The 26,999-nt window shown below is 60.8% G+C and carries 25 protein-coding genes; 11 read left to right on the forward strand and 14 right to left on the reverse strand.

All coding sequences use genetic code 11. From position 1 onward, the window contains the following. Nucleotides 1-9 precede the first annotated feature (9 nt). Complete coding sequence (locus tag WC811_RS10000; protein WP_372643841.1) at nucleotides 10-1,830, reverse strand: methanol/ethanol family PQQ-dependent dehydrogenase; 1,821 nt, start codon at nucleotides 1,828-1,830, stop codon at nucleotides 10-12. A 268-nt stretch (nucleotides 1,831-2,098) separates the two neighbouring features. Between WC811_RS10000 and WC811_RS10005 the strand changes: the two genes are divergently transcribed. Both WC811_RS10005 and WC811_RS10010 read left to right on the forward strand, forming a co-directional pair. Then, nucleotides 2,099-2,371, forward strand: coding sequence for a hypothetical protein (locus WC811_RS10005; RefSeq protein ID WP_372643844.1), 273 nt, complete (start codon nucleotides 2,099-2,101; stop codon nucleotides 2,369-2,371). 196 nt (nucleotides 2,372-2,567) lie between these two features. Continuing rightward, nucleotides 2,568-3,668 carry a glycosyltransferase family 4 protein gene (locus WC811_RS10010; protein ID WP_372643847.1) on the forward strand — a complete coding sequence of 367 codons (1,101 nt, stop codon included), beginning with the start codon at nucleotides 2,568-2,570 and terminating at the stop codon, nucleotides 3,666-3,668. Nucleotides 3,669-3,671: 3 nt separating this feature from the next. Here WC811_RS10010 and WC811_RS10015 read toward each other — a convergent pair whose 3' ends face one another. Further along, on the reverse strand, nucleotides 3,672-5,114 hold the full coding sequence (locus WC811_RS10015) for a glycosyltransferase (RefSeq protein WP_372643850.1): 1,443 nt from the start codon (nucleotides 5,112-5,114) through the stop codon (nucleotides 3,672-3,674). A 94-nt stretch (nucleotides 5,115-5,208) separates the two neighbouring features. Here WC811_RS10015 and purN point away from each other — a divergent pair, with 94 nt between their 5' ends. The 4 genes from purN to WC811_RS10035 all read left to right on the forward strand — a co-directional run bounded on the left by purN (nucleotide 5,209) and on the right by WC811_RS10035 (nucleotide 9,495). Beyond that, the gene (gene purN / locus WC811_RS10020; protein ID WP_372643853.1) at nucleotides 5,209-5,862 is read left to right on the forward strand and encodes a phosphoribosylglycinamide formyltransferase; all 654 of its coding nucleotides are present in this window, start codon (nucleotides 5,209-5,211) and stop codon (nucleotides 5,860-5,862) included. A 195-nt stretch (nucleotides 5,863-6,057) separates the two neighbouring features. Further along, a complete protein-coding gene (locus WC811_RS10025) occupies nucleotides 6,058-7,419 on the forward strand; it encodes a cytochrome P450 (RefSeq protein WP_372643857.1) in 1,362 nt (453 codons plus the stop codon). Between the two features lie 383 nt (nucleotides 7,420-7,802). Further along, nucleotides 7,803-7,997: a hypothetical protein gene (locus WC811_RS10030; protein ID WP_372643860.1), complete on the forward strand. Its 195-nt coding sequence runs from the start codon at nucleotides 7,803-7,805 to the stop codon at nucleotides 7,995-7,997. Between the two features lie 184 nt (nucleotides 7,998-8,181). Then, nucleotides 8,182-9,495 (forward strand): dicarboxylate/amino acid:cation symporter, encoded by a 1,314-nt coding sequence (locus tag WC811_RS10035; RefSeq protein WP_372643861.1) that lies wholly within the window; start codon nucleotides 8,182-8,184, stop codon nucleotides 9,493-9,495. On the opposite strand, the gene WC811_RS10040 is transcribed toward WC811_RS10035, so the two are convergent. Together WC811_RS10040 and ndk are read right to left on the reverse strand one after the other, a co-directional pair. Then, entirely contained in the window at nucleotides 9,492-10,007 is a 516-nt protein-coding gene (locus WC811_RS10040) for a DinB family protein (RefSeq protein ID WP_372643864.1), read from the reverse strand. The two genes, WC811_RS10035 and WC811_RS10040, sit on opposite strands and share 4 nt — an antisense overlap. Nucleotides 10,008-10,064: 57 nt before the next feature. Beyond that, nucleotides 10,065-10,487 carry a nucleoside-diphosphate kinase gene (gene ndk / locus WC811_RS10045; RefSeq protein WP_372643867.1) on the reverse strand — a complete coding sequence of 141 codons (423 nt, stop codon included), beginning with the start codon at nucleotides 10,485-10,487 and terminating at the stop codon, nucleotides 10,065-10,067. A gap of 240 nt (nucleotides 10,488-10,727) precedes the next feature. Here ndk and WC811_RS10050 point away from each other — a divergent pair, with 240 nt between their 5' ends. The 4 genes from WC811_RS10050 to WC811_RS10065 all read left to right on the forward strand — a co-directional run bounded on the left by WC811_RS10050 (nucleotide 10,728) and on the right by WC811_RS10065 (nucleotide 14,894). Beyond that, entirely contained in the window at nucleotides 10,728-12,131 is a 1,404-nt protein-coding gene (locus WC811_RS10050; protein ID WP_372643870.1) for a GYF domain-containing protein, read from the forward strand. 1 nt (nucleotide 12,132) lies between these two features. Further along, complete coding sequence (locus WC811_RS10055) at nucleotides 12,133-12,483, forward strand: DUF3147 family protein (RefSeq protein WP_372643872.1); 351 nt, start codon at nucleotides 12,133-12,135, stop codon at nucleotides 12,481-12,483. Nucleotides 12,484-12,522: 39 nt separating this feature from the next. Next, nucleotides 12,523-14,424 (forward strand): ABC-F family ATP-binding cassette domain-containing protein, encoded by a 1,902-nt coding sequence (locus WC811_RS10060; protein WP_372643875.1) that lies wholly within the window; start codon nucleotides 12,523-12,525, stop codon nucleotides 14,422-14,424. 185 nt (nucleotides 14,425-14,609) lie between these two features. Further along, on the forward strand, nucleotides 14,610-14,894 hold the full coding sequence (locus tag WC811_RS10065) for a hypothetical protein (RefSeq protein WP_372643878.1): 285 nt from the start codon (nucleotides 14,610-14,612) through the stop codon (nucleotides 14,892-14,894). 88 nt (nucleotides 14,895-14,982) lie between these two features. On the opposite strand, the gene glyS is transcribed toward WC811_RS10065, so the two are convergent. The 7 genes from glyS to WC811_RS10100 all read right to left on the reverse strand — a co-directional run bounded on the left by glyS (nucleotide 14,983) and on the right by WC811_RS10100 (nucleotide 21,169). Continuing rightward, entirely contained in the window at nucleotides 14,983-17,205 is a 2,223-nt protein-coding gene (glyS, locus tag WC811_RS10070) for a glycine--tRNA ligase subunit beta (RefSeq protein WP_372643881.1), read from the reverse strand. Nucleotides 17,206-17,351: 146 nt separating this feature from the next. Further along, nucleotides 17,352-17,846 carry a hypothetical protein gene (locus tag WC811_RS10075; RefSeq protein ID WP_372643883.1) on the reverse strand — a complete coding sequence of 165 codons (495 nt, stop codon included), beginning with the start codon at nucleotides 17,844-17,846 and terminating at the stop codon, nucleotides 17,352-17,354. Further along, complete coding sequence (locus tag WC811_RS10080) at nucleotides 17,843-18,790, reverse strand: glycine--tRNA ligase subunit alpha (RefSeq protein WP_372643886.1); 948 nt, start codon at nucleotides 18,788-18,790, stop codon at nucleotides 17,843-17,845. Before WC811_RS10080 ends, WC811_RS10075 begins: the two co-directional genes overlap by 4 nt. Nucleotides 18,791-18,995: 205 nt before the next feature. After that, nucleotides 18,996-19,202, reverse strand: a complete 207-nt coding sequence (locus tag WC811_RS10085; RefSeq protein WP_372643889.1) for a hypothetical protein — start codon at nucleotides 19,200-19,202, stop codon at nucleotides 18,996-18,998. Between the two features lie 17 nt (nucleotides 19,203-19,219). Beyond that, a complete protein-coding gene (locus WC811_RS10090) occupies nucleotides 19,220-20,053 on the reverse strand; it encodes a S49 family peptidase (RefSeq protein ID WP_372643892.1) in 834 nt (277 codons plus the stop codon). 95 nt (nucleotides 20,054-20,148) lie between these two features. Next, nucleotides 20,149-20,949, reverse strand: a complete 801-nt coding sequence (locus WC811_RS10095) for a tRNA1(Val) (adenine(37)-N6)-methyltransferase (RefSeq protein WP_372643895.1) — start codon at nucleotides 20,947-20,949, stop codon at nucleotides 20,149-20,151. Beyond that, on the reverse strand, nucleotides 20,936-21,169 hold the full coding sequence (locus WC811_RS10100; RefSeq protein WP_372643898.1) for a DUF2007 domain-containing protein: 234 nt from the start codon (nucleotides 21,167-21,169) through the stop codon (nucleotides 20,936-20,938). The genes WC811_RS10095 and WC811_RS10100 overlap by 14 nt, the downstream gene beginning before the upstream one ends. Before the next feature lie 103 nt (nucleotides 21,170-21,272). Here WC811_RS10100 and WC811_RS10105 point away from each other — a divergent pair, with 103 nt between their 5' ends. Next, complete coding sequence (locus WC811_RS10105; RefSeq protein ID WP_372643901.1) at nucleotides 21,273-22,289, forward strand: polyprenyl synthetase family protein; 1,017 nt, start codon at nucleotides 21,273-21,275, stop codon at nucleotides 22,287-22,289. A gap of 28 nt (nucleotides 22,290-22,317) precedes the next feature. Here WC811_RS10105 and WC811_RS10110 read toward each other — a convergent pair whose 3' ends face one another. From WC811_RS10110 to WC811_RS10120, 3 genes are all read right to left on the reverse strand, one after another. Continuing rightward, a complete protein-coding gene (locus WC811_RS10110; RefSeq protein WP_372643904.1) occupies nucleotides 22,318-23,184 on the reverse strand; it encodes a 4-(cytidine 5'-diphospho)-2-C-methyl-D-erythritol kinase in 867 nt (288 codons plus the stop codon). Between the two features lie 68 nt (nucleotides 23,185-23,252). Further along, nucleotides 23,253-25,076, reverse strand: coding sequence for a tetratricopeptide repeat protein (locus WC811_RS10115; protein ID WP_372643907.1), 1,824 nt, complete (start codon nucleotides 25,074-25,076; stop codon nucleotides 23,253-23,255). Between the two features lie 240 nt (nucleotides 25,077-25,316). Continuing rightward, nucleotides 25,317-26,996, reverse strand: coding sequence for an electron transfer flavoprotein-ubiquinone oxidoreductase (locus tag WC811_RS10120; RefSeq protein WP_372643910.1), 1,680 nt, complete (start codon nucleotides 26,994-26,996; stop codon nucleotides 25,317-25,319). Nucleotides 26,997-26,999 lie beyond the last annotated feature (3 nt).

Below are 26,999 nucleotides of genomic sequence, written 5' to 3' on the forward strand. Positions count from 1 at the left end.
CGCTTCCCTTCACGGCAATGCGAATACCGTCAACGCGCCGCCCAACCCTGTGTACGTGGAGAGACTTGCGAAACCGCCGACTGCGCCGGAACCGTCTTCCGGATCGGTGAGGCCTGCCGCGAGTCCGATTCCGGCCCAGCCGCCGACACCCGACAGTACGGCCACATACTGCTTGCCGTCGTGCATGTACGTCATCGGATTGCCGACGATGCCTGACGGCGTCTTGAATTTGAAAAGCTCTTTGCCGGTCTTCTGGTCGACGGCTTTCAGGTAGCCTTCGAGCGTGCCGTAGAACACAACCCCGCCTGCCGTGGCCAACGCGCCGGACCAAACCGCAAAGCGCTCAGGCTTCGACCAGACCGTTTTTCCCTTGATGCCATCCCAGGCGATGAAAGCGCCGGTGTCGCCGCGGGCGCCGGGCGCCGGAAACATTGTCAGTGTGGCGCCGACGTAGGGCTGGCCGACGGTGTAGGAAACCTTGAAAGCCTCCATGTCCATGCAGAGGCGCGTGACCGGGACATAGAACAGGCCCGTCAGCGGCGAATAGGATGCCGGTTGCTGGTTCTTCGAACCCATCGACGACGGACAAATGCCTTTCGTCACGTCGTCGGTGCCGGTTTCGAAGGGCGAGAACTTCTTATTTACGACAGGGCGTCCGTACTGAGGATCGCTTTTGTCCATCACGATCTTCGTCGCCCAATTGGCGTCGGGATCGAATTTCTCGGCGACGAGCGGCTCGCCGGTGACGCGGTCTAAGGTGTAGGCGAAGCCGTTGCGGTCGAAGTGCGTCAACGTCTTGCGCGTGAAGCCGTCAAAATCGAGATCGGCGAGGATCGGCTCATTGATGCCGTCGTAATCCCACTGATCGAACGGCGTCATTTGATAGACCCACTTGGCTATGCCGGTATCGGCGTCGCGCGCGAATATCGTCTGAGACCATTTCTGATCAATCGGCTTGCCGCCGGGGCCAGCGCGCTGGACCGGATTCCAGGTCGAAGGATTGCCGCTGCCGTAATAGAGCAGGTTCAACTGCGGATCGTAGGCCATGTAACCCCACGTTGGGCCACCGCCGATTTTCCACTGGTCACCGTTCCAAGTTTTGAGAGAAGAATCCTTGCCGACCGGCTTGCCGAGCGAAATCGTATTATCCGGGTCGATGAGCATGTCGGCATCCGGCCCCATCGAATAGGCGCGCCAAACCCTTCGCCCCGAGTTCAAATCGTAGGCCGTGATGTAGCAGCGGACGCCGAATTCGCCGCCGGAAACGCCGACGATCACCTTGTCCTTGACGATGAGCGGCGCGCCGGTGCCGGAGGCGCCGTTCTTCGGATCGTCTTCCTTCACTTTCCACACCTCGATGCCGGTCTTTGCATCGAGCGCAACGAGGGAGGTATCGGCGGTGTGGACCAGGATCTTGCCTTCGGCGTACTGGACGCCGCGATCGACCGTGTCGCAGCACATGACGGCGACGGCGAACGGGTCCTGCTTCGGCTGATACTTCCACAGGATCTTTTGCTCATGCGCGAGATCGAGCGCCATCACGATATTCGGGAACGGCGTGACGAGGTACATGGTGTCGCCGACGACCAGCGGGCTACCTTCGTGGCCGCGCAGCACCCCCGTCGAGAACGTCCACGCGACCCGGAGGTCACCGACGTTCGAGGTGTTGATCTGATCGAGCTTCGAATATCTGTGACCGCTGTAGTCCCCCGACTGGATGACCCAATTTGCGGGATCGTCGGCGAGAGTTTGCACGTCCTGATTTGCCCAAGCCGGCGTTGCGAGGGCCATCACGGCCCCGGCGGCTGCGAGGCCCAACCACTTTTTCATTGCATCTTTTCTCCGCGATCCGGCGCGGTCTCTGCTCGCGTCTCTGGGTTGCAATATCAAGACCTTAGAACCGGGCCTACCAGACTTTTAACGGGTGGCGATGAAAACGCGGCAAGCTGAAGCGCCCCTGCCCGGAGCCCAGAATTCCGCCGGTGCTCACCCCGCGCATTAACGACTTGCAACACGGGCGGCGATTGACTGCCACGGAACTGAAAAATTCAGGGTCTACTGACGGCCCGTAAACCAATAAACCAATCGGGAGGACCACATGGCTGGCGAGACATCCGACCTCGTGGTGGGCGAAATCATCGAAATCAAATATCGCATGCCGAGACCGGCATTCGATGATCGAGCGAGCCCGCAGCTTTCCGACCGCTGGATCATGGCCGAGATCATCCATCAAGACGCGGACACGCTCCCTATCGCCCGCCTTGCCGACGGCCAGTTAACCGATATTCGCGCTTACATGACGTGGCGGCGGATATCGAGAATGGCGGAAACGACGCGCCTCGCGCGATCATCGGGGCCTTATATGCGCTAAATTGCGAGTTACCGTCGCATTTACCGCCGACTGTCACACAATCGAAAAGTGGCGGGATCAGAAGCGCAATTAAAATGCGCCGTTAGATAGATTCGGACCTGCGTCTCGTCATGCTCTCTGGCCCGTTCGGCGACCTTGCGGATCGCGCCGTTCCTCAAAGATCAGAGGAACAGCGCCTCAACATCGAGGTAGCGTGATGCGAATCCTGATCGCAACCGACGCCTGGAAACCGCAGGTCAACGGCGTAGTTCGCACCTATGAGAATCTGAAACGCGAACTCGAAGCCGCGGGCCATTTCGTCACGATCCTGTCGCCGCTCGATTTCGCGACGCTCCCCTGCCCCGGATATAGGGAGATCAGGCTCGCTTTGGCGCGGCGGTCGCAGGTGGCGGCGCTTCTGAAACGGGGTGCTTACGATCACGTCCACATCGCGACGGAAGGGCCGATCGGGTGGGCGACGCGGGGCGTGTGCCTGCGTCAGCGCATTCGATTCACGACGTCGTTCCATACGCGCTTTCCGGAATACATCGAGGCGTATACGGGCCTGCCGGCATGGATCAGCTATGCGTTCCAGCGGTGGTTTCATCGGCCGGGCATCGGCATGTTCGTGGCGACACGGTCGCTCAAGGCCGAACTATCCGAGCGCGGCTTTCGGCGGCTGATGCTCTGGTCGCGCGGCGTCGATACGGTTCAATTCAAGCCGCGTCCGAGATCAAGCGAAGAACGGGTCGAGGAAAAGGGCGAGCCGACGTTCCTCTACGTTGGACGTGTGTCCCGCGAAAAGAACGTCGAAGCATTCCTCAATCTTGATTTGCCGGGCCGGAAGGTCGTCGTCGGCGACGGGCCGATCCTCGGGCTGCTCCGGCGGCAATACCCGAATGTCATCTTCACCGGCGCAAAGACCGGCGAAGATCTGGCGCAGGAATATTCGAATGCCGACGTGTTCGTCTTTCCGAGCCGCACCGACACGTTCGGACTCGTGCTGCTCGAAGCCATGGCCTCGGGCCTCGGCGTCGCCGCCTATCCGGTGACGGGACCTATCGACGTGGTGACGCCGGGCGTGACCGGATGCCTTGACGAAGACCTCCGGGCGGCGGCGCTGGCGGCGCTGAAGCTCGATCGGGATCAAGTGCGCGTGCAGGCGATGCGCCATGACTGGTCGCGCGTCGCTGATCTCTTCCTGGCCAACATCACCCAGGCGCGGCGGGCGGCAGGGCTCGGCAAACGCCTCATCAAGGCGCGCGTGGCGAAATCGCTGCAGATCAAGCCAAGGGCGACGGTGCGGCCGGTCAGCTAGCCGTCAGCTGGCGATCCTGCGGAGCATGTCCGCATCACTTGGCCGCGCGTCGACCAACGGGCCGCCAACCATGCGCTCGATAATCTCGACGGCGCGAGCGGTGCCGTTTTCCTGCTGCATGATGCGGCCGATCTCAGCCGCCTGGACGGCGTAGTCCGGGTTGGTCGCGACATCGCGGAGGCGCTCGGTCAGTGCGTCCAATGTCCAGTCCTGGATCGGAATCTGGTCCGGCCCGGCGCCGAGCTGGAACACGCGACGGCCCCAGTATTTCTGATCCATCATGAACGGACCGATGAAACTCGGACGGCCGGCGCGCAACGCCGACGACGTTGTGCCGAGGCCGCCATGGTGGACGACGGCGCTGACCTCACGGAACAGTTTATCGTGCGGCACAAACTGGTCGATCAGGTGGAAGTTGCTGGAGAGCGTCAAGCGATCGAATTCGCCGAGCCCCTTGCCGAGAATTGCTCGCTGCCCGGCGGCTTCGCACGCTCGCAAGATCATTTCGGAGCGTTCGACGCCAAGCGCCGGCATGCTGCCGAAGCCGATATAAATCGGTCGCGGGCCGGCCGCCAAAAATTCGGCGAGCTTTCCCGACGGGCGCCAGTTCGGCGCCTCGTCGCGGAACCAATAGCCGGTGAAGTAGATCTCGTCGCCTTCCGTGCTCGCGCGTGGTTGCAGAACGGGGCTCACGGGATAGAGCACCGGCGCGCGCTTGCCGTGAACGCGATGCGGGTGCTTCAGCCAAAACGAAGTTCCGAGGCCGAGCGACTTGCGGATCTCTCCGATGACCTTGCGATACGCCAACCGCTGCAATCCGAGGGTGTTGTAGCCGTGGCGATTCCAAGCCGGAATTCCGGTTCCCGGAATGACCGACAGGAGATTTTCGGCGGAGGGCGAAACCGATCCGAGGCCGACCATGATCGCCGGAATTTTCTTCGCTTCCGCGATATCACCGGCGACCGAGATGACAGGATGAAAAAGAATGGCGTCGGCGTCGGCGCACGCTGCAACGGAGTCGCGCTGGATGCCCTCGAACAGCGTACGCATATCCGGTCCGGGCCAGAGCCACTTCTTGACCGTCACGAGGGTGTGGGCGCCGGCCACCTCGGCCATCTCGCCGTCTTTCATGAATTTGGAGAAGTCGGTGCCGCAGCGGCGAGCTTCGAGCCCCTTGCTCCGCACATAGTCCATGAAGTCTTCGGGAGCGGCGAGGCTGACCTCATAGCCGGCTTCCTTCAAAGCCAATCCGAGAGCGATCATCGGGCCGACGTCGCCGAGCGTGCCAACAGTGAGAAGTGATATCCGGCGTGCCATAGCGATCCGATTTTGCAGATAACGGACCGTCGTGCGGCAGAAGCGCCGCTGACGTTTCCGCCGCGAATTCCTGCGATCGTGGCCCCCGATCCCTGTCACAATGCGATAGGTGAAACTCTGCTGCAACATGGGTCGTAAACCATGGCTAACAAACCCCGGGCGTCGTTGCCCCCATGTCTCACATGCTCTCGCGCGCCGGAGCCCGCTCTGCTAGACCCTCGTCATGACTGAGAAAAAACGCACCGCCATTCTGATTTCGGGCCGCGGCTCGAACATGCGATCCCTGGTCGAAGCCGCTCGCGTGCCTGATTATCCGGCCGAGATTGTGCTCGTTATTGCGAACCGGCCGGATGCGGCCGGAATTGCCTGGGCCGTCGAGCATGGTCTGCCGGCGGTCGTCATCGATCACAAGGATTATGCGTCGCGCGCGGACTTCGAGCGCGTGCTGCAGGCGGCCCTCGACACGTCCGGGGTCGAGCTTGTCGCGCTCGCGGGCTTCATGCGGCTGATGACACCGGAATTCGTCGCGCATTGGCATGACCGGATGATCAACATCCATCCGTCCCTGCTGCCGAGCTTCAAGGGCCTGCACACCCACGAGCAGGCCATCGCAGCGGGCGTGAAGATCGCGGGCTGCACGGTTCACTTCGTTCGCGCAGAAATGGACAGTGGACCGATCATCGCTCAAGCTGCGGTTCCGGTCCTTTCAAGTGATACTTCAGAGACACTCGCGGCGCGAATCCTCGAAGTGGAACACCAAGTTTACCCCTTCGCGTTAAGACTTGTCGCCGCAGGGCAGGCACGTCGCGACGGCGAAAAAGTCGTTATATCTTCGGATGTTAACGAAACAAACCGGCTGTACTCTCCGGGGATCTGATCCACAGCATCATTTGCTAGTTACCTTGCGCTGGCCGTCGCATGGACAGGCCCCCCCCGAACCATGGTATTTCTATGACTTCCGGAGAGGGAGATCCGGCGAACCGAAGTGCAGCGCGTGGCCCGATACTGCGCACGGGAGCGCCCACGAGTCAGATACGCGTACTGCTCCTCCGGTCCCGAATGGAGAATGCCTATGGAAACGACCCCCAGCCACACCCTGGGTCTCGGAGATGAATCGAGCATCTGGTTCAACCTGACGCCGCTGCTGCGCGGCGATCCGGAAAACCCGATGCGCATCCTGATGCAGATGATGGACCGCTATGGGCCGGTTCTGCCCGTGAACATGGCCAACCAACGTGTCGTGCTTATTTCAGAGCCCGAGTATTTCAAACATGTGCTGGTGACCAAAGCCGACAACTACATCAAATATTTCGACGGCCTGAAGCCGATCTTCGGCAAGTCGATGATCACGAACGACGGCGCGCTCTGGCAGAAGATCCGGATGCCGCAACAGCCGGCGTTCCATCCGGATATGTTCGCTGAGTATATCCCGTACTTTCTCCGCGCGATCGATACCAAGATGGCGATCTGGGCTGATCTCGCGAAGACCGGCGAGACGGTCGAAATGGTCGAGCAGACCTGGACGCTCGCCGCCGATATGATCTGCAAGGCGCTGTTCGATCGCGACATGCCGTTCAATCCGCACGTCGTCTTCAAGTGCGTGAAAACGTACACCGACGTCATGAACCATCGCGACATTCGCTTGCGCCGGCAGGCTGGCGAAGTGTTCGAGCTGACGGACGAAGATCCGGCGAAGGCAATGGAAGTCTGGGCGAGCGTGCCGCCGGCCGTCATGGCCGCCGATCCACGCGAGGAACGCGAACGCACGTTGCTCACGATGATCCAGGCGGCGGTGGACGACCCGTCCGTTCCGGAATTCGATCAGCAGCAGGCGGTCGACGAGCTGAAGCAATATCTTTGGGCCGGAACCGAAACGACGGCCCTGACGCTTGCCTGGGCGCTTTACGAGACATCGCGCCACCCCGAGATGGCCGAACGCATTCGCCGCGAAGGCGAGGAAGTTTACGGTGATCGCGAGCCGGCAGCGGCGGACTATTCCAAGCTCGCCTATACGCGGGCCGTCATTCAAGAAACGATGCGCATCTATCCGCCGGTGTGGAGCCTGATCCGCATCGCGGCGGCCGAGGACGAGATCGGCGGCGTCAAGATCAACCCGGGCGACCGCGTGTCGATCTTCAGCTATGGCGCGCATCACAATCCGAAATTCTGGCCGGAGCCCGAGTCCTTCCAGCCCGAGCGCTGGATGGCCGGCAACGCCAAGAAGCAGGTGAAGTACAGCTACATTCCGTTCGGTGCGGGCAAGCGCTCGTGCATCGGCGGCGCCATGAGCCAGGTCGAGAATACGCTGGCGCTGTCGCTGCTGCTCCGCCGTTTCCGCCCCGAGTACGTGGGCAAAAATCCGGCGGGCCTCAATGCGACGGTGACGCTGACGCCGAAGGGTGGATTGAAGTTCAAGATCCACGAGTTGGGCTAGACCCGAAGAATTTCAATCAAATTGCAAATGGCCGGGGCTCGAAACTCCGGCCATTTTTGTTTGCGCAGATTCGGCTATTTCGCGAAGATGAAACATTGCGAAATTCAAGTTGATTCGAGCGCTGGAAATGGCGTTCGCGCACTTATCCACAGGCGATGATGCACTGCGTTATGGGCATTTAAGCCGCCAAAATGCTCGCTAAAGTGCAAATCAAGGTTGTAGAGGGCCTCGCGCATGCGAGAGGGCTGGGTTTGCAACGGATATTAATGCTGTCATATTCGCAGCACGTTAGTAAATTAATAGGATTCTGGGTGTCACTTCCCCCCGTGACATTCGCGATCGAACCAAACACATACGTTCCAAACTCCAGGAGGCCCCTCACCATGGAGTCCGTGAGAACAGTCGTACTTGGCAAGCCCGTATTCCTATTGACCGGCGCTTGGCCGCGCAAATCGAAAGGGAGCGCGGCAGCCGCTCTCGAAGTTGAATCGCCCGAGAAGCTGCTTGAAACGGCGCGCCGCAATCCGGATGCCGTCGCCTTCGGGTTCGTTGCAGGAAGTTGGGTCGCGGCAGCTTAAGCGCCGTTTACCGCCGCGCCGACAGAAGCGCCTCGAGGAGCATTCACGCATAAGTTGGCGTGGCCCTCGCGGCGGACTGATTATCCAATCTTCGAAGTGCGATGTCTGCCCGGCGCGAAGTCCTATCCGCCTCAGCGAGTCCGCATTAAAGTATCGCCTCGCAGACAATTGGGGCGGGCGCTGAATGCACGACGACCACGAAACCATCGCCGCTGAGGCGCGGGCAAAGCCTTTCTACACCCACCTCTACATCCAGGTCCTCATCGCGATCGCCGCCGGCGTCGTTCTGGGGCATCTCTACCCTGCGGCCGGCGAAGCGATGCAGCCGCTGGGCGACGGCTTCGTCAAGCTCATCAAGATGCTCATCGCACCGATCATTTTCGTGACCGTCGTGCATGGCATCGCATCGATGGGCGACCTCAAGAAAGTTGGGCGGGTCGGGCTCAAGGCGCTGATCTATTTCGAGGTCGTGACGTCCTTGGCCTTGGTCATCGGCCTTGTCGTCGTCAACCTTCTGCAGCCAGGCGCCGGGATGAATATCGACGTCGGGTCGCTCGATACCAAGGGGATCGAAAACTATGTCGCAAAGTCAAAGGAAGAAACGACGGTCGGCTTCATCCTCAATATTATTCCGAACACGTTCTTCAGCGGCTTCGCGGAAGGAAATATCCTCCAGGTCTTGTTGATCGCGCTGCTATTTGCGTTCGCGCTGCAATCTCTCGGTGAGCGCGGCAAACCGATGTTGAGCTTCGTCGCTCAAGCGAGCGATGTCCTATTCAAGATGGTCGGTTTTATCATGCGCTTGGCTCCGCTCGGCGCGTTCGGAGCGATGGCGTTCACTATTGGAAAATACGGCATCGCGAAGCTATCGAGCCTCGCGTTTCTCATGTTCGCGTTCTACCTGACGTGCCTGATCTTCATCTTCGGGGTGCTCGGCTTGATCGCGCGCTTTTCCGGATTTTCGATCTTCCGGTTCCTCGCCTACATCAAGGCCGAGTTGCTGATCGTTCTCGGAACGTCGTCGTCGGAAAGCGTTTTACCGCGCATGATCGCAAAGATGCGTAAGCTCGGCTGCGAGGAAAGTGTCGTCGGACTTGTCGTTCCGACCGGATATTCGTTCAATCTCGACGGAACGTGCATCTATCTGACGATGGCGGCGATTTTTCTCGCTCAAGCGACCAACACGGAACTGTCGATCTGGCAGGAACTCGGGATCATCGGCGTATTGCTGCTAACTTCGAAAGGCGCCGCAGGCGTTACGGGATCGGGTTTCATCACGCTTGCGGCAACGCTGGGATCGACATCGCATGTTCCAATCGCGTCGCTGGCGCTGATCCTGGGCATCGACCGGTTTATGTCGGAAGCGAGGGCGCTCACGAACCTGATTGGAAACGGGGTCGCGACAATCGTCATCGCCAAATCGGAAGGCGCACTCGACGAGGAGACGTTCGCGCGGGAGTTGGGAGCATTGGGCGGCCCCGCGTCTCAACCCGCTTAGGCGTAGGTGCCTTCGGGGGCGAACGGCAGATCGGTTATGCCGGGTTTAACACCGAAGCCCGTCAGTAGGGCATTCACCTGACCGCGGTGATGCGTCTGATGATTGAAGATATGCATGACGAGCATCGCTTTAGGCTGCGTCATCTCGCGGCCCGTCGCCCCCGAAAGCCATGTCAGATCACCTTCGAAGGCCGATGGCTGCACCACGTCGCTCCAAGCCTCGATGACGGCATCGAAGCGGCGCCGTTCCGCACTCAGAGCATCCCAATCGTCGAAGAGCGTCAGGCCGTCAGCGATCGAGTGTTTTGCGGGCGGGGGCGCTGCGCCAAACCGCATCAGCCAGACTTGATCCGCCCACAGAATGTGGTTCAGCGTGGTGTGAATTGAGCCGAAAAACGCCCCCCGGTTCTCCTTCCGTTGGGCGTCCCTCAGTTGATCGCAGGCACCGTAAACACTGGCGTTTTGCCAAGCATTGTAGCGGGCCATGGTGCGAACGTAGGACGGTAAAATCACCGCCGGACTCCTCGAGAATTTGCAGCCTCGGAACGCCGCTCAGCATTCCAACGATGCTTAGCCGACGATTTCGTCGAGCCGGAAGTTGAGGGCGATCTCACGATCGGCGGCAGCGGCGCTGTCAGAACCGTGCGTCGAATTCGCTCCCTTCGATTCCGCAAACAGCTTGCGAATCGTGCCTTCGGCGGCTTCCTTGGGATCGGTCGCGCCCATGACTTCGCGATACTTGGCGATGGCGTTTTCGCCTTCCAGCGCCTGGAGCACGATCGGGCCGGACGTCATAAAATCAACGAGTTCGCCGTAAAAAGGCCGTGCCTTATGTTCTTCATAGAACTTCTCAGCCTGGGCGCGGGTCCAACGGACGCGCTTCTGGGCTACGATCTGCAGGCCCGCGTTTTCGATCACGGCGTTAATTTTTCCGGTGAGATTGCGGCGCGTAGCGTCCGGCTTGATGATGGAAAACGTGCGTTCGATGGCCATAAGTCTGTCTCGCTTTGCGGATTTTATGTGGGTTCCGCGGGCTTATAGCGATGCGGACAGCCGCCAGCAAGCGGCGACGCCGTCACGTCGAGCATTCGGTTGCAGGTCACACGCGAAAGTGGAGTTTTACCGCATAATCGCCCGATTGACGCGCGCAATTACGTATGAACAGTGTGGGCCGGCGAAAAGCGCACGGTCGAGGGGTTAGGCAGTAATGCCTACGTGTGCGAAGAAGCGATGATGACGGCACAGACCAACGAAATTCAGTGGTACATCGCCCGCGACGGCAAGCAGCACGGGCCGCTGACGGACGTCGAGATGCGCACGTTCGTCGCGCATCACTATCTTCGTCTCAGCGACTTGATCTGGCGCGCGGGAATGCCGGAATGGCAATCGGCCCCGAATATGTTTCCAACGGCATTCGAAGCGCTCGGCCAAGAACCGAAGCAAATATCTGGTCCGGTGCACTCGCCGGTGGCTGCAAGTCGCGCCACAGCGTATCCGCAAGCTGCCGCCGCCCACGATCCGCGCGGGATCGAGTACGAAGCCGAAGCGGCGCCGCGGCCGGAACGCAATCTCGTCAAGCGGCTGGCTATCGCGGGCATTGCAATCACGTTGATCGGAGGCGGCGCCTTCGCCGTCACCAACTATCGCGGCGCCATCATGGACATGGTGGCCGGGGCGACCGGCGGCACGAGCGCTGAGAATGCGCCCGTCGTTGCGGCGCCTTCGGACGCGTCTTCCAAGGAAACGACGGCATCAACCGACAAACCGGCCCAGACGAGCGACGATACGATGCCAAAGACTTCGGCATTGGGCGGTCCATCCACGGCTAGCGACGGGGTCGTATCGTCGGCACCGCCAGCGGCCGACACGACGACCTCATCGGTCTCAGCGACCGACGCGTCTTCCCCGCCGCCTTCTGCGCAGACGCAGGTCGCGGCTGTCGAACCACAATCGCCGACGCCCCCCGCGTCATCATCGATCGACGGCTCGCCGCTCGATCTCCGCTTGCAGACCGTTCCGGTGTGGGCGCTCATCAAGCGGGAATATCCCGACTGGTACACGTCCGAGATCACGACCGCGAACGGCCTCGTTGCCGAGAACAAGAGCGATAACGACGTCGCCACCTTGCTGGCACAGGGCCTCGTCAACCTGCGGCGCCAGAATGCTGAAAAGGCGTTGGCTGCAAGTTCGGAGAAGTTGCAGGCCATCGCGGAAGCGTTTCTCAATCACTTGAAGTCGCTCAGAGCGCAAAGCGTCAGCGCGTGCTTCGGCTTCATCTCGAAGGGCGAGACAAGCCCTGCTGTTGTTCAGACGATGGAACATCCGGAAACGGCGACGGCGCTGAACGCGCAAGCCGATGCCGTTTTCGAAGCGATCTCGGAAGGCACGAGGAACCCGGTCAAGCACGACTCCGCCGTGAAAAGCGACTACGACATGCTGATCAAGGAACTCGGCAAGCTCGGATGGAAGGAAGAAGATCTTCAGGTCTTCTCGAATCCGAAGCTGCTTGCGAAGCGCGAGCCCGAGCAGGTCTGCAAGATGGTGCAGGAGTGGTTCGTCGCGCATCTCGCGGTACAAGACAAAGCCGTCCGCGACCGCTTGCTGTATGAAACCTTGAAGCCTGTCGTGTCGGGCTGAGATGCTTTACACCGCGGTCAAGGTTCTCCTAACCGCGGCCCTGGTCGTTGCGATTTCCGAAATGGCGAAACGCTCAACCGTTATCGGCGGCGTCCTTGCCTCCCTGCCGCTGACCTCGCTGCTGGCGTTTATCTGGCTTTACGGCGAGACGGGGGACGCCGGCAAAATCGCAAGCCTGTCGTCGAGCATCTTCTGGTACGTGCTGCCGTCGCTGGTGCTGTTCCTGGCCTTGCCGATGCTGCTCGCGCGGGGTCTCGACTTCTGGTTGAGCCTCACGATCGCCTCGGCGCTGACGTTCGCGGCCTACCTGCTGATGGCGGCGCTGCTGGCCCGTTTCGGCGTTACGCTCTGACGCCGTGACAGCGGGCGGCGGACGGGTTATCGCCATCCCATGCTGCACATCAACGATCTCACCTACCGCATCGAAGGCCGGCCTATTTTGGATCAGGCGACGGCCGCCATTCCGTCCGGCCACAAGGTCGGCCTCGTCGGCCGCAATGGCGCGGGCAAGTCGACGCTGCTGCGCCTGCTGAAGGGCGAGATTTCACCCGATGACGGCTCGATCTCCATTCCGCGCAATGCGCGCCTCGGCCATGTGGCGCAGGAAGCGCCGGGCGGCGACGACAGCCTGCTCGACTGGGTTCTCTCGGCCGACACCGAACGCGCGGGGCTTCTTGCCGAAGCCGAGACCGCCACGGACCCGGAGCGCATTGCCGAAATTCAGATGCGGCTCACAGACATCGACGCGCATTCGGCACCGGCGCGAGCCGCCCGCATTCTATCGGGTCTCGGCTTCGACGAAGATGCCCAGGCGCGCGCTTGCCGCGAATTTTCGGGCGGCTGGCGCATGCGCGTGGCGCTCGGCGCGATCCTATTCCTGAAGCCCGACATTCTGCTGCTCGACGAGCCCACCAACTATCTCGATCTCGAAGGCACGCTCTGGCTTGAGAACCATCTGAGGAACTATCCGCATACGGTGGTGATCGTCAGTCATGATCGTGATCTCTTGAATAGCGCGGTGACCGAGATCCTGCATTTGGACAAGGGCAAGCTGACGCTCTATGCGGGCGGCTACGACGATTTCGAAGAGACGCGGCGCGAGAAGCAGCGGCTCGAAATGAAACTCATGAAGAAGCAGGACGAGCAGCGCCGGCATCTACAGACGTTCATCGATCGCTTCAAAGCGAAGGCGAGCAAGGCGTCGCAGGCGCAGAGCCGCGTCAAGGCTTTGGCCAAGATGCAGCCGATCGCGGCGCAGGTCGACGATCGCGTCGTGCCGTTTCGTTTTCCCGATCCGCAGAAGATCATCGCCAGTCCGCTGTTGCGTATCGAGAAGGCGAGCGCGGGCTACGAGGCGGAACATCCGATTTTATCGGGGATCGATGTGCGCATCGACAACGACGATCGCATCGCGCTGCTTGGACAGAATGGCAATGGCAAATCAACGCTCGCGAAGATGATCGCAGGCCGGTTGAAGCCGCTTTCTGGGCACGTGTTCGGCGCGCAGAAAATCGATGTCGGATATTTCGCGCAGCATCAGCTTGACGACCTGCAGCCGAACGAGACGCCTTACGATTACATCGTGAAGTTGATGCCCGAGGGTACGGAAGCACAGCGGCGGACGAAGCTCGGGACGTTCGGCTTCAGCGCCGACAAAGCGGATACGGCGTGCGGAAAGCTTTCGGGCGGCGAGAAGGCGCGTCTGCTGTTGGCGCTCACGGCCTTTCATGGCCCGCACGTTCTGATCCTCGACGAGCCGACGAACCATCTCGATATCGATAGCCGCGAGATGCTGATCCGCGCCCTGATGGAATACAACGGCACCGTTATCCTCATCAGCCACGACCGGCATTTGATCGAGGCAACCGCCGACCGGCTCTGGCTCGTGCGCAACGGGGCGGTAACGCCCTACGACGGTGACATGGAAAGCTATCGTGCGCTTCTGCTCGAAGAGCGCGGGGCGCGGACATCGGAACGGCGCGACGAGGGCGGCGGCGATACACGGGCGTCGCGGACCGATCAACGCCGGGTGGCCGCCGAAAAGCGGGCCGAGCTTGCGCCGTTGAAGAAGGCCATGCTGGCGGCGGAGAAGCTCGTCGAGAAGCTGTCGAAGGAGATCGCGAAGCTCGACGCGGTGCTTGGAGACGCCGAAATCTACAGCTCCGACCCGCAGCGCGCCCAGGCCGCCGCCCAGCAGCGTGGCCAGTTTGCGCGCGATTTACAGGGCGCGGAAGACGCTTGGCTGGCGGCGACGGAAGCCTACGAGGATGCGTCGGCCGCGGCAGAGGCTTAGGCCGGGCAGCCGTATCCCTCTTTTTTCAGTGCGTTTTGAGAAAGATAGGCGAATTTGCGAATTGGTCGCGACTATCCACATCTGGACGGAACGACTTTCGGAACCCATCTCACGGTAACGAAGTTCAATGGAACGCGTAGATCAAGTGCTCCCCCCCCCCGGCGTACTGCGCAGTGAGAGCGATCATGGATCAGAAATTCATCTACCATCCCCTCAACCGCAGAAACGCCCCGCGTGCGCGCGTTGCGAGTGCGAAGTTGGTCGTGTCTGAATATCTCGCCTATGTCGCGGTGCTTTCCGTAGGGATCGTTATCGCGATCATTACATTCGCTTATGCCGCCAACGTCACGGTGCATTGGCTGAACCACCTGAACGGACCGGGATTCTTCTCGTCCGAAGCGCAATCCGTTACGCGGCCCGATCTGAAGCCATTCGCTCCGGCGAAGGTCGCGATGCTGCCCGCGCAGTAATTCTGTTTCCCGTAGTTTTCCTCCACGCGTCCTAACTTCTATTCCTCGGGTTCTTTGCCCGAGGATTTTTTTTGCGTGGGCGGGGGCGTTAGCCGCTGATTTTGGAGAAGTCGGCGACGGTCGCTGTCGCGGCGCGGATCTCGGACAACAGGCGCAAGCGGTTTTCGCGAATTTTCTTGTCGTCGGCGTTGACGAGGATTTTATCGAAGAAGGCATCGACGGGAGCGCGGAGTTCCGACAGCGCGCGCATGGCACCGGCGAAGTTTTCGACCTGGATCGCCGAGGTCGTGTCCTGCTTTACGGCTTCGATAGCGGCGGCGAGCGCGGTTTCTTCCTTCTCTTTCAGAAGCGCGAGATCGTAGGAACCGGCGTAGGATTTTTTGTCCTTCTTCTCTTCGATCGACAGGATGTTGGCGGCGCGCTTGACGCCTGCGAGCAGGTTCGTGCCGTCGTCGGTTTTGAGGAAGGCGTCGAGGGCTTCGACGCGCTTGACGATCAGGGCGAGATCGTCCTGGCCGCCGAGCGAGAACACGGCATCGATCAGGTCGTGGCGCTGGCCTTGGTCTTTGAGAAAGACTTTCAGGCGGTCGGCGAAGAAGGAGAGGAGGTCAGAGCTGATCTCTTTCATCCTGCGAACGCGTTCGCCCGGCGGATAATCGAGAAGCCGACGATTCTCGATCTCTAACCGCTGGGCCAAGTCATAATAGCCAGCATGAGCAGGAACATTTGGATAAGCGCGATACGATTCTATCTGTCCTTTATTCACAGCGATCAGATTCGGAATTATCGGCTCAACTGCGCGAGCCATTATACGCAATAGGTCGAGCCGGAGATCATTTTCCAGCACGATGCGGATGACGCCCAGCGCGGCGCGGCGGAGCTGGTACGGGTCGCCGGAGCCGGTCGGCTTTTCGCCGATGGCCCAGAAGCCGACGAGGGTGTCGAGCTTATCGGCAAGTGCCACTGCGATTGCGACGGCATCACCTTGATCCGCGCGCGGCACCGCATCGGTCGGACCTTTCGGCTTGTAGTGAAGCTCAATCGCGCGGGCAATCTCGGGCTTGGTGCCGACGTGCTCGGCGTAGTAGCGGCCCATCAAGCCCTGTAGCTCAGGGAATTCGCCGACCATTTCGGAAACGAGATCGGCCTTGCAGAGACCGGCGGCGCGGCGCGCGTCTTCCGGCACGGCATCGCAGGCGCCAGCCAATTCGAACGCCAATTGCTCGATGCGCTCGACGCGATCTTTCTGGCTACCGAGTTTCTCGTGGAACGTGATGTCCGCGAGCTTACCCGCCATCTCTCCCAGAGGATGTTTGAGGTCTTGCTCCCAGAAGAACTTCGCGTCCGAGAGCCGGGCGCGAATGACCTTGTCGTTGCCCGAGACGATTTCCGCTCCACCGTCCTTGGCGACGAGGTTGGACACAAGCAGGAATTTATTGGCGAGCTTCTTTGATCGGGGCTCGCGCAGCGAGAAGCATTTCTGATGCGTTTTCATCGACGTCGTCAGGACTTCGCCCGGAACTTCGAGAAACGCCTTTTCAAACGAGCCCATCAGCACGACGGGCCATTCGGTCAGACCGGCGTTCTCGGCCAGAAGCGCTTCGTCTTCGACGAGTTCGAGCTTCGCTTCCTTGGCCAGCGCGTGCGCCTGCGTGGAAATCACGGCGACGCGTTTCGCCGGATCGAGCATGACGTGGTGGCTGCTAAGCTTTTCCTCGTAGTCGGCGAAGTTCTTGACCTTGAACGGACCGGAGCCGAGGAAGCGATGGCCTCGTGTTTCCTGACCGGAAGCGATGCCGTTGATTTCGAACAGCACGACTTTGCCAGCAAGCAAGCACAGCACCGACTGCAACGGCCGCACCCACTGGAATGGCGAAGCCCCCCAGCGCATCGACTTCGGCCATGGGAATTTGGCCGCAACGTCCGTCACGGTCTCGGCAATGATCTCAGGCGCGGCGCGGCCGGGCTTTTCGATCTTGGCGACGTAGTAGTCGCCCTTCTTCTCGTCCTTGACGATCGTCACGTCTTCGACCGACGCGAGACCGGCGGACTTCAGAAATCCTTGCACCGCCTGTTCAGGGGCACCGACGCGCGGTCCCTTCTTTTCTTCCGAAATGGCAGGCGAACCGTGAGGCACGTCGTCGATGACCAGCGTCAACCGGCGCGGCGTCGAATAGGCGCGCGCGTCGCCGACTTCGAGGCCGCGAGACTTCAGCCCGTCGACAACAAGGCGCTTTAAATCTTCCGCTGCACGCAATTGCATGCGCGCCGGAATTTCCTCCGACAGAAGCTCAAGCAGAAGTTCAGACATTCAGGATCGATCTCGTGAAAAAAAGCTCTCTCCCAGTCATATAGGAAAGAGCGAGGGTGAGGGGTGGAGAGATGCAGGGTGCTCCTTTCGCTCCCCTCACCTGAGCCTCTTCCCGCCGTGTCGCCACGACGGGAAGAGAGAGTGCGTTATGGGTTGGCCGGAGCGGGAGCCGGAGCCGCAGGCGGCGTCTCGGACGGCGCTGGCGCGGGTTCAGCGGCCGGAGGCGTTGCTGGTGCTGCTTCCGGCGCAGGTGCGGCCGGAGGCGGCGTCGTTTCAGCAGCCGGGGCGGCTTCAGGCGCAGGCGTCGCGGGTGGCGTCGGAGCGGTTTCCGCAGCCGGCGGCGGTGTTGGCGCCGTTTCGGGAGCGGCAGGAGCAGCCGGTGGCGGCAGAGCCTTCATCGCGCCGCCTTCGGGAGCGCTTTCCTCAGCCTTCTTGTGCTCAGGGAGGATGCCGGCCGGAAGCGAGACACGGACCTTATGGCCAAACTCTTTGATCGTGCCGGTCGTCTGGAGATAGCCGATGCCTACGGCGACGAGAGCAACAAAAAACGTGAAGATCCATGGCATCCGCCGCAAAGCGAAGAAACCGATAATGATCAGCGGCACAGCAGCTGCGATAATCCCGAGGGTCGTGTCGTTCATGCGCGTCCTCCTTCTGTCTTTAGCCACGCGCCGCAACAGGCTTTCGCCAGCTCCCGAACGCGCAGGATGTAGCTCTGACGCTCGGTGACGGAAATCACTCCGCGAGCGTCGAGCAAGTTGAAGATGTGGCTCGCCTTGATGCACTGATCGTAGGCGGGGAGCGCGAGCAAGTGCTCCTCACCATTCTTGGCGCCGGCCTCAAGCAAGGCCGTACATTCGGATTCGGCGTCCTTGAAATGGCGGAGCAGCGCCTCGGTGTTGGCGTGCTCGAAGTTGTAGCGGGAATACTCGCGCTCGGCCTGTAAGAAAACGTCGCCATATGTCAGGCGTTTGTCGTCTTCGCGACCGTTGAAATTCAGATCGAAGACGCGGTCGACGCCCTGAACGTACATCGCAAGGCGTTCCAATCCGTAGGTGATCTCACCCGCAACCGGATTACAGTCAAACCCGCCGACCTGCTGGAAGTATGTGAACTGCGAGACTTCCATGCCGTTGCACCAGACTTCCCATCCCAGTCCCCAGGCGCCGAGCGTCGGGCTTTCCCAGTCGTCCTCGACGAAGCGAATGTCATTGATCGACGTGTCGATGCCGATGGCGTCGAGGCTCGCGAGGTAGAGTTCCTGCATATTGGCCGGAGACGGCTTCATGATGACCTGGAACTGATAGTAGTGCTGAAGCCGGTTGGGGTTTTCGCCGTAGCGACCATCCTTCGGGCGGCGAGACGGCTGAACGTAAGCCGCAGACCACGGCTTCGGACCGAGCGAGCGCAATGTCGTCGCCGGATGAAACGTTCCGGCACCGACCTCCATATCGTAGGGCTGAAGAATGACACAGCCTTCGGCGCTCCAGAAGCTCTGCAAGGTCAGGATAAGATCCTGGAAGGCCACTTTTGGGCGCAAGTCTGGAAGGCGTCCGGCCTTCGTCGCAACCGACGTCTGGGGCATGTCTTTTTGGCTCGTTCCGGGCTGAATTTGCGGCGGCAATATACGCGTTAACACATCCTTGTCACGCATCGCCGCGCCGATTTAGCGGGCTTTCCGCCGGAATGCGCGATGAGGGGCGCTAGGCGCCTTCACGCGGGAGCGGCAGGGCTCGAAATTGTTGCGGTGCTTTGCTGGAGGCAGTCAGGAAGAGGAGGTGGGACGGTCTTCAATTATCGCGCTTCTGGCGCGGACGATAAACACCGTTTGTTTCGTCCCATTCCAGGTTGCCGAGATCGCGAACCGGGGCCGTCGCCCGTTTGATGCGCGCCTCATCACGGCGGGCTGCCTGCCCCATGCGCGCCAAAGCCGACAGCAATCGATAACCGGCCAAACCGGCGACGCCAACGACGGCAAGAAACATGACTGGGGGCATAGCGCGGCCCTCCGGACCTAGATCCCAAAGCGCGACCAGAGCGTGCGCGCCTCGACAGCCGACACCAGATCATCGGCAAAAGCAAGACCGCTATTGCCTAGGACGGATGCACCGGGCGCACGGCGGAGGCGCGATAGAAGCCCTCCGCGCTCGGGCTCTACGACCTTCAGGCGCACCTTGTCGCCGAAGACCTGCCGCATCTTCGAGCGGACGTCTGTTATCCCGTCGATAAGGCCGAACTCGGCGGCCTTGGCAGCGGACCAGAAAGCGCCCGAGAACAGTTCATCATCGGGAGCTTTGAGCTTGCCGAGACGACGCTCCTTGACGAGGCCGATGAAGACGTCATGCACATCCTTCTGGATCGATTTCAGACGGGTGATGTCATCCTGGTCTTCGGGCAAAAACGGATCAAGCTGGTTCTTGTTGGCGCCGGCGGTATAGACGCGGCGCTCGATGCCGAGGCGCTCCAACAGATCGACGAAGCCGAAACTGCGCGAGACGACGCCGATGGACCCGACGATCGATGACGGATCGGCGTAGATTTCATCGCCCGCAATCGCGAGGAAATATCCGCCCGACGCCGCTACATCTTCGCAGAACACATAGATCCGCTTCTTTTTCTCGGCCGCAACCTGACGAAGGCGATTGAAGATCAAATTCGACTGTACCGGCGAGCCACCGGGCGAATTAATTACGACCGCAACGCCCGGCAGCTTCGATAGCGAAAACGCCTTGTCGATCGCGCCTGCATAGGCGGCGAGGGAGAGACCGGGCCGCAGCGGAGTCGCCATGCCGATCGGGCCACTGAAGCGCAAAACGGGAACGACGGCCTGACGCGAAAACGGCCACATGAATTCGAACTCCTGCCGACGATGTTGGGGATCGCTTCGCATTCAATGAAGAGCGGTTTTATCTAGTGCAATCGGGGGCGTGCTGCCAGTGGCGATCAGCCGCCGAATTTTGACGGGAGCGCGGCGCCGTGGCGAAACACGGCTTCGATCTCGGGCAAAAAGGCCTGATCAGGACCGTGCAGAACGAGGCTTGGCAAGATAGCGATCGGCGCACGGCTGCCTTTGATGCCCGTGACGATCACGCGGATCGCTGGTTCGTCGGCGCGCGCATGAACGGGGAGCACGCTGATGCCTCCAAAGCGGCCTTCGAACGCGGAGAGAATTCTTGGCAGGGCCTCGGTTTTGTGGATCATCGCGGCGCGGCCGCCTGGCGCCGCCATGCGGTTCATGAAGCGCGCCCAGATGTCGAGCGCGTCCGGTGGCATCTGGTGCGAAGCGGCGCGTAAATGGTTGCCCGCCGCCGTGCTTCGGCCTTCCTCGTGATAGGGCGGATTTGCGAGCACGAAAGCAAAGGTTTCGGAGGCGATGCCGGCGCTCTCCAATGCACCTGTCGCGCGCGCAATGTCCGCCTCAACAACCGAAACGCGCATCGCCAGGGCATTGTGATCGACGTTATGGCGGGCAAAGGCCGCGAGCGCAGGCTCTCGTTCAAGCAACACGACGTTTGCACTGGGACAACGTGCCGCCACGCATAGGCCGACGACGCCGACGCCCGAGCCGACGTCGAGAACCGGGCCTTCGCCGACCAATTCGGGCGCCAGGGTGGCCGCGAGGAGCACGGCATCCGTACCGGCCCGATAGCCATTGCGCGGCTGGCGAACCTCTAGCGCGTCGCCGAGAAACAGGTCTTGGCTGACCGCGTCCAGAAGCGGCAAATCTGGCTTAGGTGCGCTCATGTCCGACGACCCATTCACTAAGTCCAGCGTCCCTCAGAATGCGGCTTGCCCGGGTCCAGACGTCGTCGGCAACGACAAGACGTCGCGGGAATGCACCGATTGACCCTTCCATCAGGCTCATATTTCTATCAAATACGACCGCTTCGATGCCCTGATCGGCGAGCAGCGCTTCGACGTAACTGATAAGGACCAGATCGTTCGTCAAAATTAACTCGCGCATGGCAATCCCAAAACTGAACAATGGCTTTTGCCACGCCGGATGCCGCGTGACGGCTTAAAGACGACTGCCTATATTAGCATGGTCTAGAACATTGGGGGCCAACTTGGGTCGCGTTATACCGCTCGAAGACGTCCGCGAAACGAGCCAGAAGCTGCAACCGCTTCTCGACCTCGTGGCCGAAGATATGGAAGCGATCAATCGCATCATTCTCGACAAGGCTGTGTCCGATGTCGATATGATCCCGGAACTCGCGCATCACCTCATCGACAGCGGCGGCAAGCGCCTGCGTCCGATGCTGGCGCTCGCGGCGGCAAAGCTTTGCGGCTATACGGGCAACGGCCACATCCGGACGGCGTCCGCGGTCGAGTTCATGCACACGGCGACGCTGCTGCACGACGACGTCGTCGACGAAAGCTCGACGCGGCGCGGCCGCAAGACGGCGCGGATGATCTGGGGCAATCAGGCCAGCGTGCTTGTCGGCGATTTCCTGCTCGGCCAGGCTTTCAAAATGTTCGTCGACGTCGGGTCGCTTTCGGTTCTTCGCATCATGTCGAACGCCGCAGCGACCATCGCGGAAGGCGAAGTGATGCAGCTTGCGGCTGCGAAGAATACCTCGACCACGGAAGACGACTATCTCACGATCATCAATTCCAAGACGGCTGCGCTGTTCTCGGCGGCCGCGGAATCTGGCGCGGCGCTGACGCAGCGTCCGTCCGAAGAGCAGTCGGCGCTTCGGTCATATGGCAAGAATCTCGGACTTGCGTTCCAGCTGGTCGACGATGCGCTCGATTACGCAGGCGACAGCACTCGGCTCGGCAAATCGGTCGGCGATGATTTCCGCGAAGGAAAAATCACGCTGCCGGTCATCTTATCGTTCCGGCGCGGATCAAGCGAAGAGCGCCAGTTTTGGAACCGAACAATCGCGGAAGGCCAGATCTCCGACGGCGACCTCGAACACGCGATTACGCTGATGCGGCGTCATAAGGCGATTGAAGCGACGTTCGAGCGAGCCCGTTCTTACGGCTCTATCGCGCGCGATGCGCTGGCTATTTTCCCGCCGAGCCGGGAGAAGGACGCGCTCGAGCAGGTCATCGGATTCTGCATCGGCCGTTCGCACTAATGCTGCAATCCGCTCGCGATGGAGCGAGCTAGTTCAGTCGCGACATCGCGATCCACCAGCCGGGGTGGCGTGCACGAAGCATGCGTGCGCCGGTCGTTGCGGCATGCTCGGTTTCGAATAACGCAAAACACGTCGGTCCCGCGCCAGACAATTGCGCGACGCGCGATCGCGGCAACTTCGCGAGTTGCGAGAGGACAGTGATGATCTCGGGAAAGAGCCGACGCGCGGGCGCTTCGAGCGCGTTGCCTCGCAGAGCGGCATAACGGATCACGTCGCCGACCGAAGAAAAGGCCGGAGGATTTTCAGTCGCCCGATCGTCCGGCAACGCCTCGGCATTGAGGAGACGAAAAACTTCGGCTGTTTTATTGGATGGAACCTCGACCAGAGGGTTGGCGAGGACGGCAAAGAGTTCGGCCGGCAATTCGACATCGCTGATCTGCTCGCCGGTTCCCGTCATCACAGCACTCCGGCTTCGCAGGCAAACCGGGACATCGGCGCCGAGCGTGCGCGCGATCGCAGCGAGATCGAGCGATGCGATTTCAGGGTGGGCGGCGCTCAAGAGACGCAGCGCCGCCGCCGCGTCGGCCGAGCCGCCGCCGATGCCGCTGGCGACGGGGAGATTTTTTTCGAGCGTCAGGCGTCCGGGAACGGAATTCGGGGCGAGGCGAGAAACCGCCTCGACGGCTTTGTCGATGAGATTGGCGCCATTCAGACCGTCCGCGAATGGACCCTCGACCGCGGTCGTCGAGGTCGGGCCGGCCTGCAACGTCAGGCGGTCACCCGCATCGGTGGCAAAAGCGACGAGACTGCGAAGCTCGTGATAGCCATCGGCGCGGCGTCCCAGCACTTCGAGAGTCAGGTTAACCTTGGCGGGGGCAAATTCCAATTTCGACATGCATTCCACAATACAAAAACGGGCGCTCGTGCGCCCGTCTTCTCATGAACTTTGTTGACGCGCCGTTACTACTCGACAGCGCGGCCTGGGTTCCCGGTCTTGTTTTCGCTGCGACGATGCAAGCTCTCATCGGTTTGGACTTGACGTGTCTTGCTAGGGTTCTTGGCTTCGCCCTTGGGGTCGAGACCATGCTCTAGCTTGGCCTTTATCTTGTCGACGTCTTCCGGTTCGGGATCAAGCGAGAGCGCCTGGCTCCATTGGAAGCGCGCCTCACGCTCACGCCCGACTTTCCAAAATGCGTCACCCAGGTGGTCATTCAAGGTCGGGTCTTCCGGCTTGATCTCGACCGAGCGCTCCAAATAGCGGACCGCCTCCTTGAAGTTGCCCTGCTTGTAATGAGCCCAGCCAAGGCTATCGACGATGTATCCGTCGTCAGGCTTCAGTTGCACGGCCTTCTCGATGAGGCGCGTTCCCTCTTTCAGGTTCTTGCCTTGGTCAACCCACGAATAGCCGAGATAGTTCAAAACGAGCGGCTGATCCGGAGCGAGAGCAAGCGCGCGCTTCAAGTCCGCTTCGGCGGCGGGCCAATTCTTCAGCCGTTCGTATGAGGTGCCGCGCGCGTAGTAATAACCCCAGTTGCGCGGGTCGGATTTATTGAGGATCGCGAGCGCCTTCGTGAAGTAGGTGACGGCGCTGGCATAGTCCTTGCGCGCCCGCATGATGTTGCCGAGAGCTTCGAGCGGACGCACATCCTTCGGGTCCGTCTCCGTCAGCTTGACCAGAATGGCCTTGGCCTCATCGGTCTTGTCGAGCGAGTTGAGATCGAAGGCGCGACGAATATCGATGGCGCTTTGCAGAGGCGTGCCCTGCGGGATCTTGTCATACGTTTTCAGCGCATCGTCATAACGCTTCACCGCTTCCTGAGCGTTGGCGAGAGCGGCGAGGGCGAAGATATGATCGGGCTTCGCGTCGAGAGCGAGTTGGAGGTAGATCGTTCCAAGGCTGACGCCACCTTCGCCCGCGAGCGCTTCGCCTAAACCGTAGAAGACCTCGGCCAAGCCATCGGTCGCATTGGCGACGAGGAATGGCGGCTTCTCCTTGCGATTGATGGTTTCAAGCATCTCCTTCGCGAGCGGATGAGGATCACCCTGGCTCTTGGCGAGTTGCTGCTTAATGATCATACGCGCGGTTTTGAAATCGCCGTAGTGAGCCGCCGACTGGGCATATGCGAGCGACGTTCTGAGCGTGCGGCTGTCCTGGCGGAAGACTTTTTCGTATGACGCGCGCGCCACCGCCTTGCGGCCGGCGATGTCCGCGATCAACGCGCGATGATAACTCAGATAGAATTGCGCCCAATCGGGCTGCTTGGGAAGGTCGAGGGCCTTGAGCGCGCCGTCGACATCTCCCGCTGCGAGACGCGTCCACCCAATCGCGATAGCGCTCGTCAACTCGCCGATCGGATTTTCGGAAGCTGCCGCGAAGCGTTCTTCAGCCTTCTTGTAATCAGCCGACTTGAACGCCGTCACGCCGAGGAGAAACTGCGACATGCGGTGCGATTCATTTGTCCCCGCGAGTTGCTCCGCGAGGGGAATGGCCTTCGGCCAATCGCCGGACATCGTCTCCATCTGGAAGGCCTGCTCAAGCAGAACCTCGTTCGTCGGATCGCGCTCGAGCGCCCGTCCATAGAATTCGGCGGCTTCCTCGGTGTCCTGGGCGGCCCGCGCAAAGCGGCCGGCGAGATAGTTGCCGAGGATCGAGTTTGTGACTTCTTCCTGACCTGGATCCTGATCCTGATCTTGAGAGCGGGCCGGAGCCTCGCTGAAAAACCCGGCGATCGTCAGTGTGATCGCAACAAGGCATACGCCCAGCACACGCTCGAGGGGTCCCCGCATCGACTTTTTCCCTTTGCTGCTGGAAGCCAATTCGATTCCTGCACGGTCAAGCCTAGCAAAGATACCGCGCCGTTGGCGACAAGCTTTACGTGAAAAATAAGACATGAGCCGAAATTGCTAACGGTTATCAGCCGTCAACGGATCACCGCGCGACGATCCGCCGTCGCGATATTCGGGCTTTTTCCACTGCGGGGAGGCCCAAATTTCCGCCGCCTCCCAAGCAGCGAATTGAGTACATCGTCACATTCCGGCGTAATTTGGCCCACCGCCGCCTTCAGGGCAGGTCCAATTGATATTTTGGCTCGGATCTTTGATGTCGCACGTTTTGCAGTGAACGCAATTCTGCGCGTTGATCTGGAAGCGCGGCTCACCCTTGTCCTGGACAATCTCGTAGACGGCGGCCGGGCAATACCGCTGCGCCGGCTCGGCGTATTCCGGCAGATTGACCGCGATAGGAACCGTCGGATCCAGCAATTTCAAATGGACGGGCTGATCTTCTTCATGGTTGGTCGCGGAAAATGACACGTTCGTCAGGCGATCGAACGTCAGCTTCCCGTCGGGCTTGGGATACGCGATCGGCTTGAAGTTCGCGGCCTTGTTTGTCGCGACAGCATCGTTTTTACCGTGCTTCAGCGTGTAGCCGAGACCGACGCCTGAAATAATGGTGTTGAGCCACAGGTCGGTGCCGCCCAACGCGACGCCAAGGACAGTGCCGAAGCGGGACCAGAACGGCTTCATGTTGCGCACACGCTTCAAATCGCGTGCGATGTGGCCGGTCCGCACTTCCTTTTCGTAGGCGTCGAGCTTGTCGTGCGAGCGTCCGACCGCGAGTGCCTCCACGATTGCATCACCGGCCGCTATTCCGGACAGGATGGCGTTATGGCTGCCCTTGATGCGCGGTAGGTTCACCATTCCGGCCGCACAGCCCAGAAGCGCGCCTCCCGGAAACACGAGATCGGGCATCGATTGCCAGCCGCCTTCGGTGATCGCGCGAGCGCCGTAGCCGATGCGTTTGCCGCCTTCGAATGTGCCACGAATGGCGGGATGAGTCTTGTAGCGCTGGAACTCTTCGTAGGGTGAGAGATAGGGATTGGCGTAGTTCAAGTGGACGACGAAACCAACGGCGACGAGGTTGTCTCCGTAGTGATAAAGGAACGAACCGCCGCCGGTCTTATTGTCTAACGGCCAGCCGAACGAGTGCTGGACATAACCCGGGCGATGTCTTTCAGGCGCGACCTGCCAAAGCTCCTTGAGGCCGATGCCGTACTTCTGCGGCTCGTGGCCGTTCGCCAAATCGAAATGACGGATCAATTCCTTTGCGAGGGACCCGCGCGCGCCTTCGCCGATCAACGTGTACTTGCCGCGCAATTCCATGCCGCGAACGAAGCTATCCTTGGGTTCGCCGTCGCGACCGACGCCCATGTCGCCGGTGGCGATGCCGACGACCGCGCCTTTTTCGTCATAAAGGACTTCGGTGGCGGCAAAGCCCGGATAGATCTCGACGCCAAGTTCGGTCGCCTGATCGCCGAGCCATTTGCACAGCGAACCGAGACTGACGATGTAGTTGCCGTGGTTCTTCATCAGCGGCGGCATCGGCCAGTTCGGCAGACGCACATCGCCCTCGGGTCCGAGGACCAAAAACACGTCTTCCGTGACAGGCGTGTCGACGGGCGCGCCGCGCTCTTTCCAGTCCGGGATCAAGCGATTGAGGCCGATCGGATCGATCACCGCGCCGGAGAGAATATGCGCGCCGACTTCGGAGCCTTTCTCAACGACCACGACGGAGAGATCGGAGCCGGTCTCGGCTGCTTTCTGCTTCAAACGAATTGCCGCGGCTAGACCGGCAGGGCCGGCGCCGACGATCACAACGTCGAAGTCCATTGCCTCGCGGGCGGGCAATTCGGCGTCGTCAGCGGCCATCGT

The sequence above is a fragment of the Hyphomicrobium sp. genome (assembly GCF_041659645.1).
GTDB lineage: Bacteria > Pseudomonadota > Alphaproteobacteria > Rhizobiales > Hyphomicrobiaceae > Hyphomicrobium_B.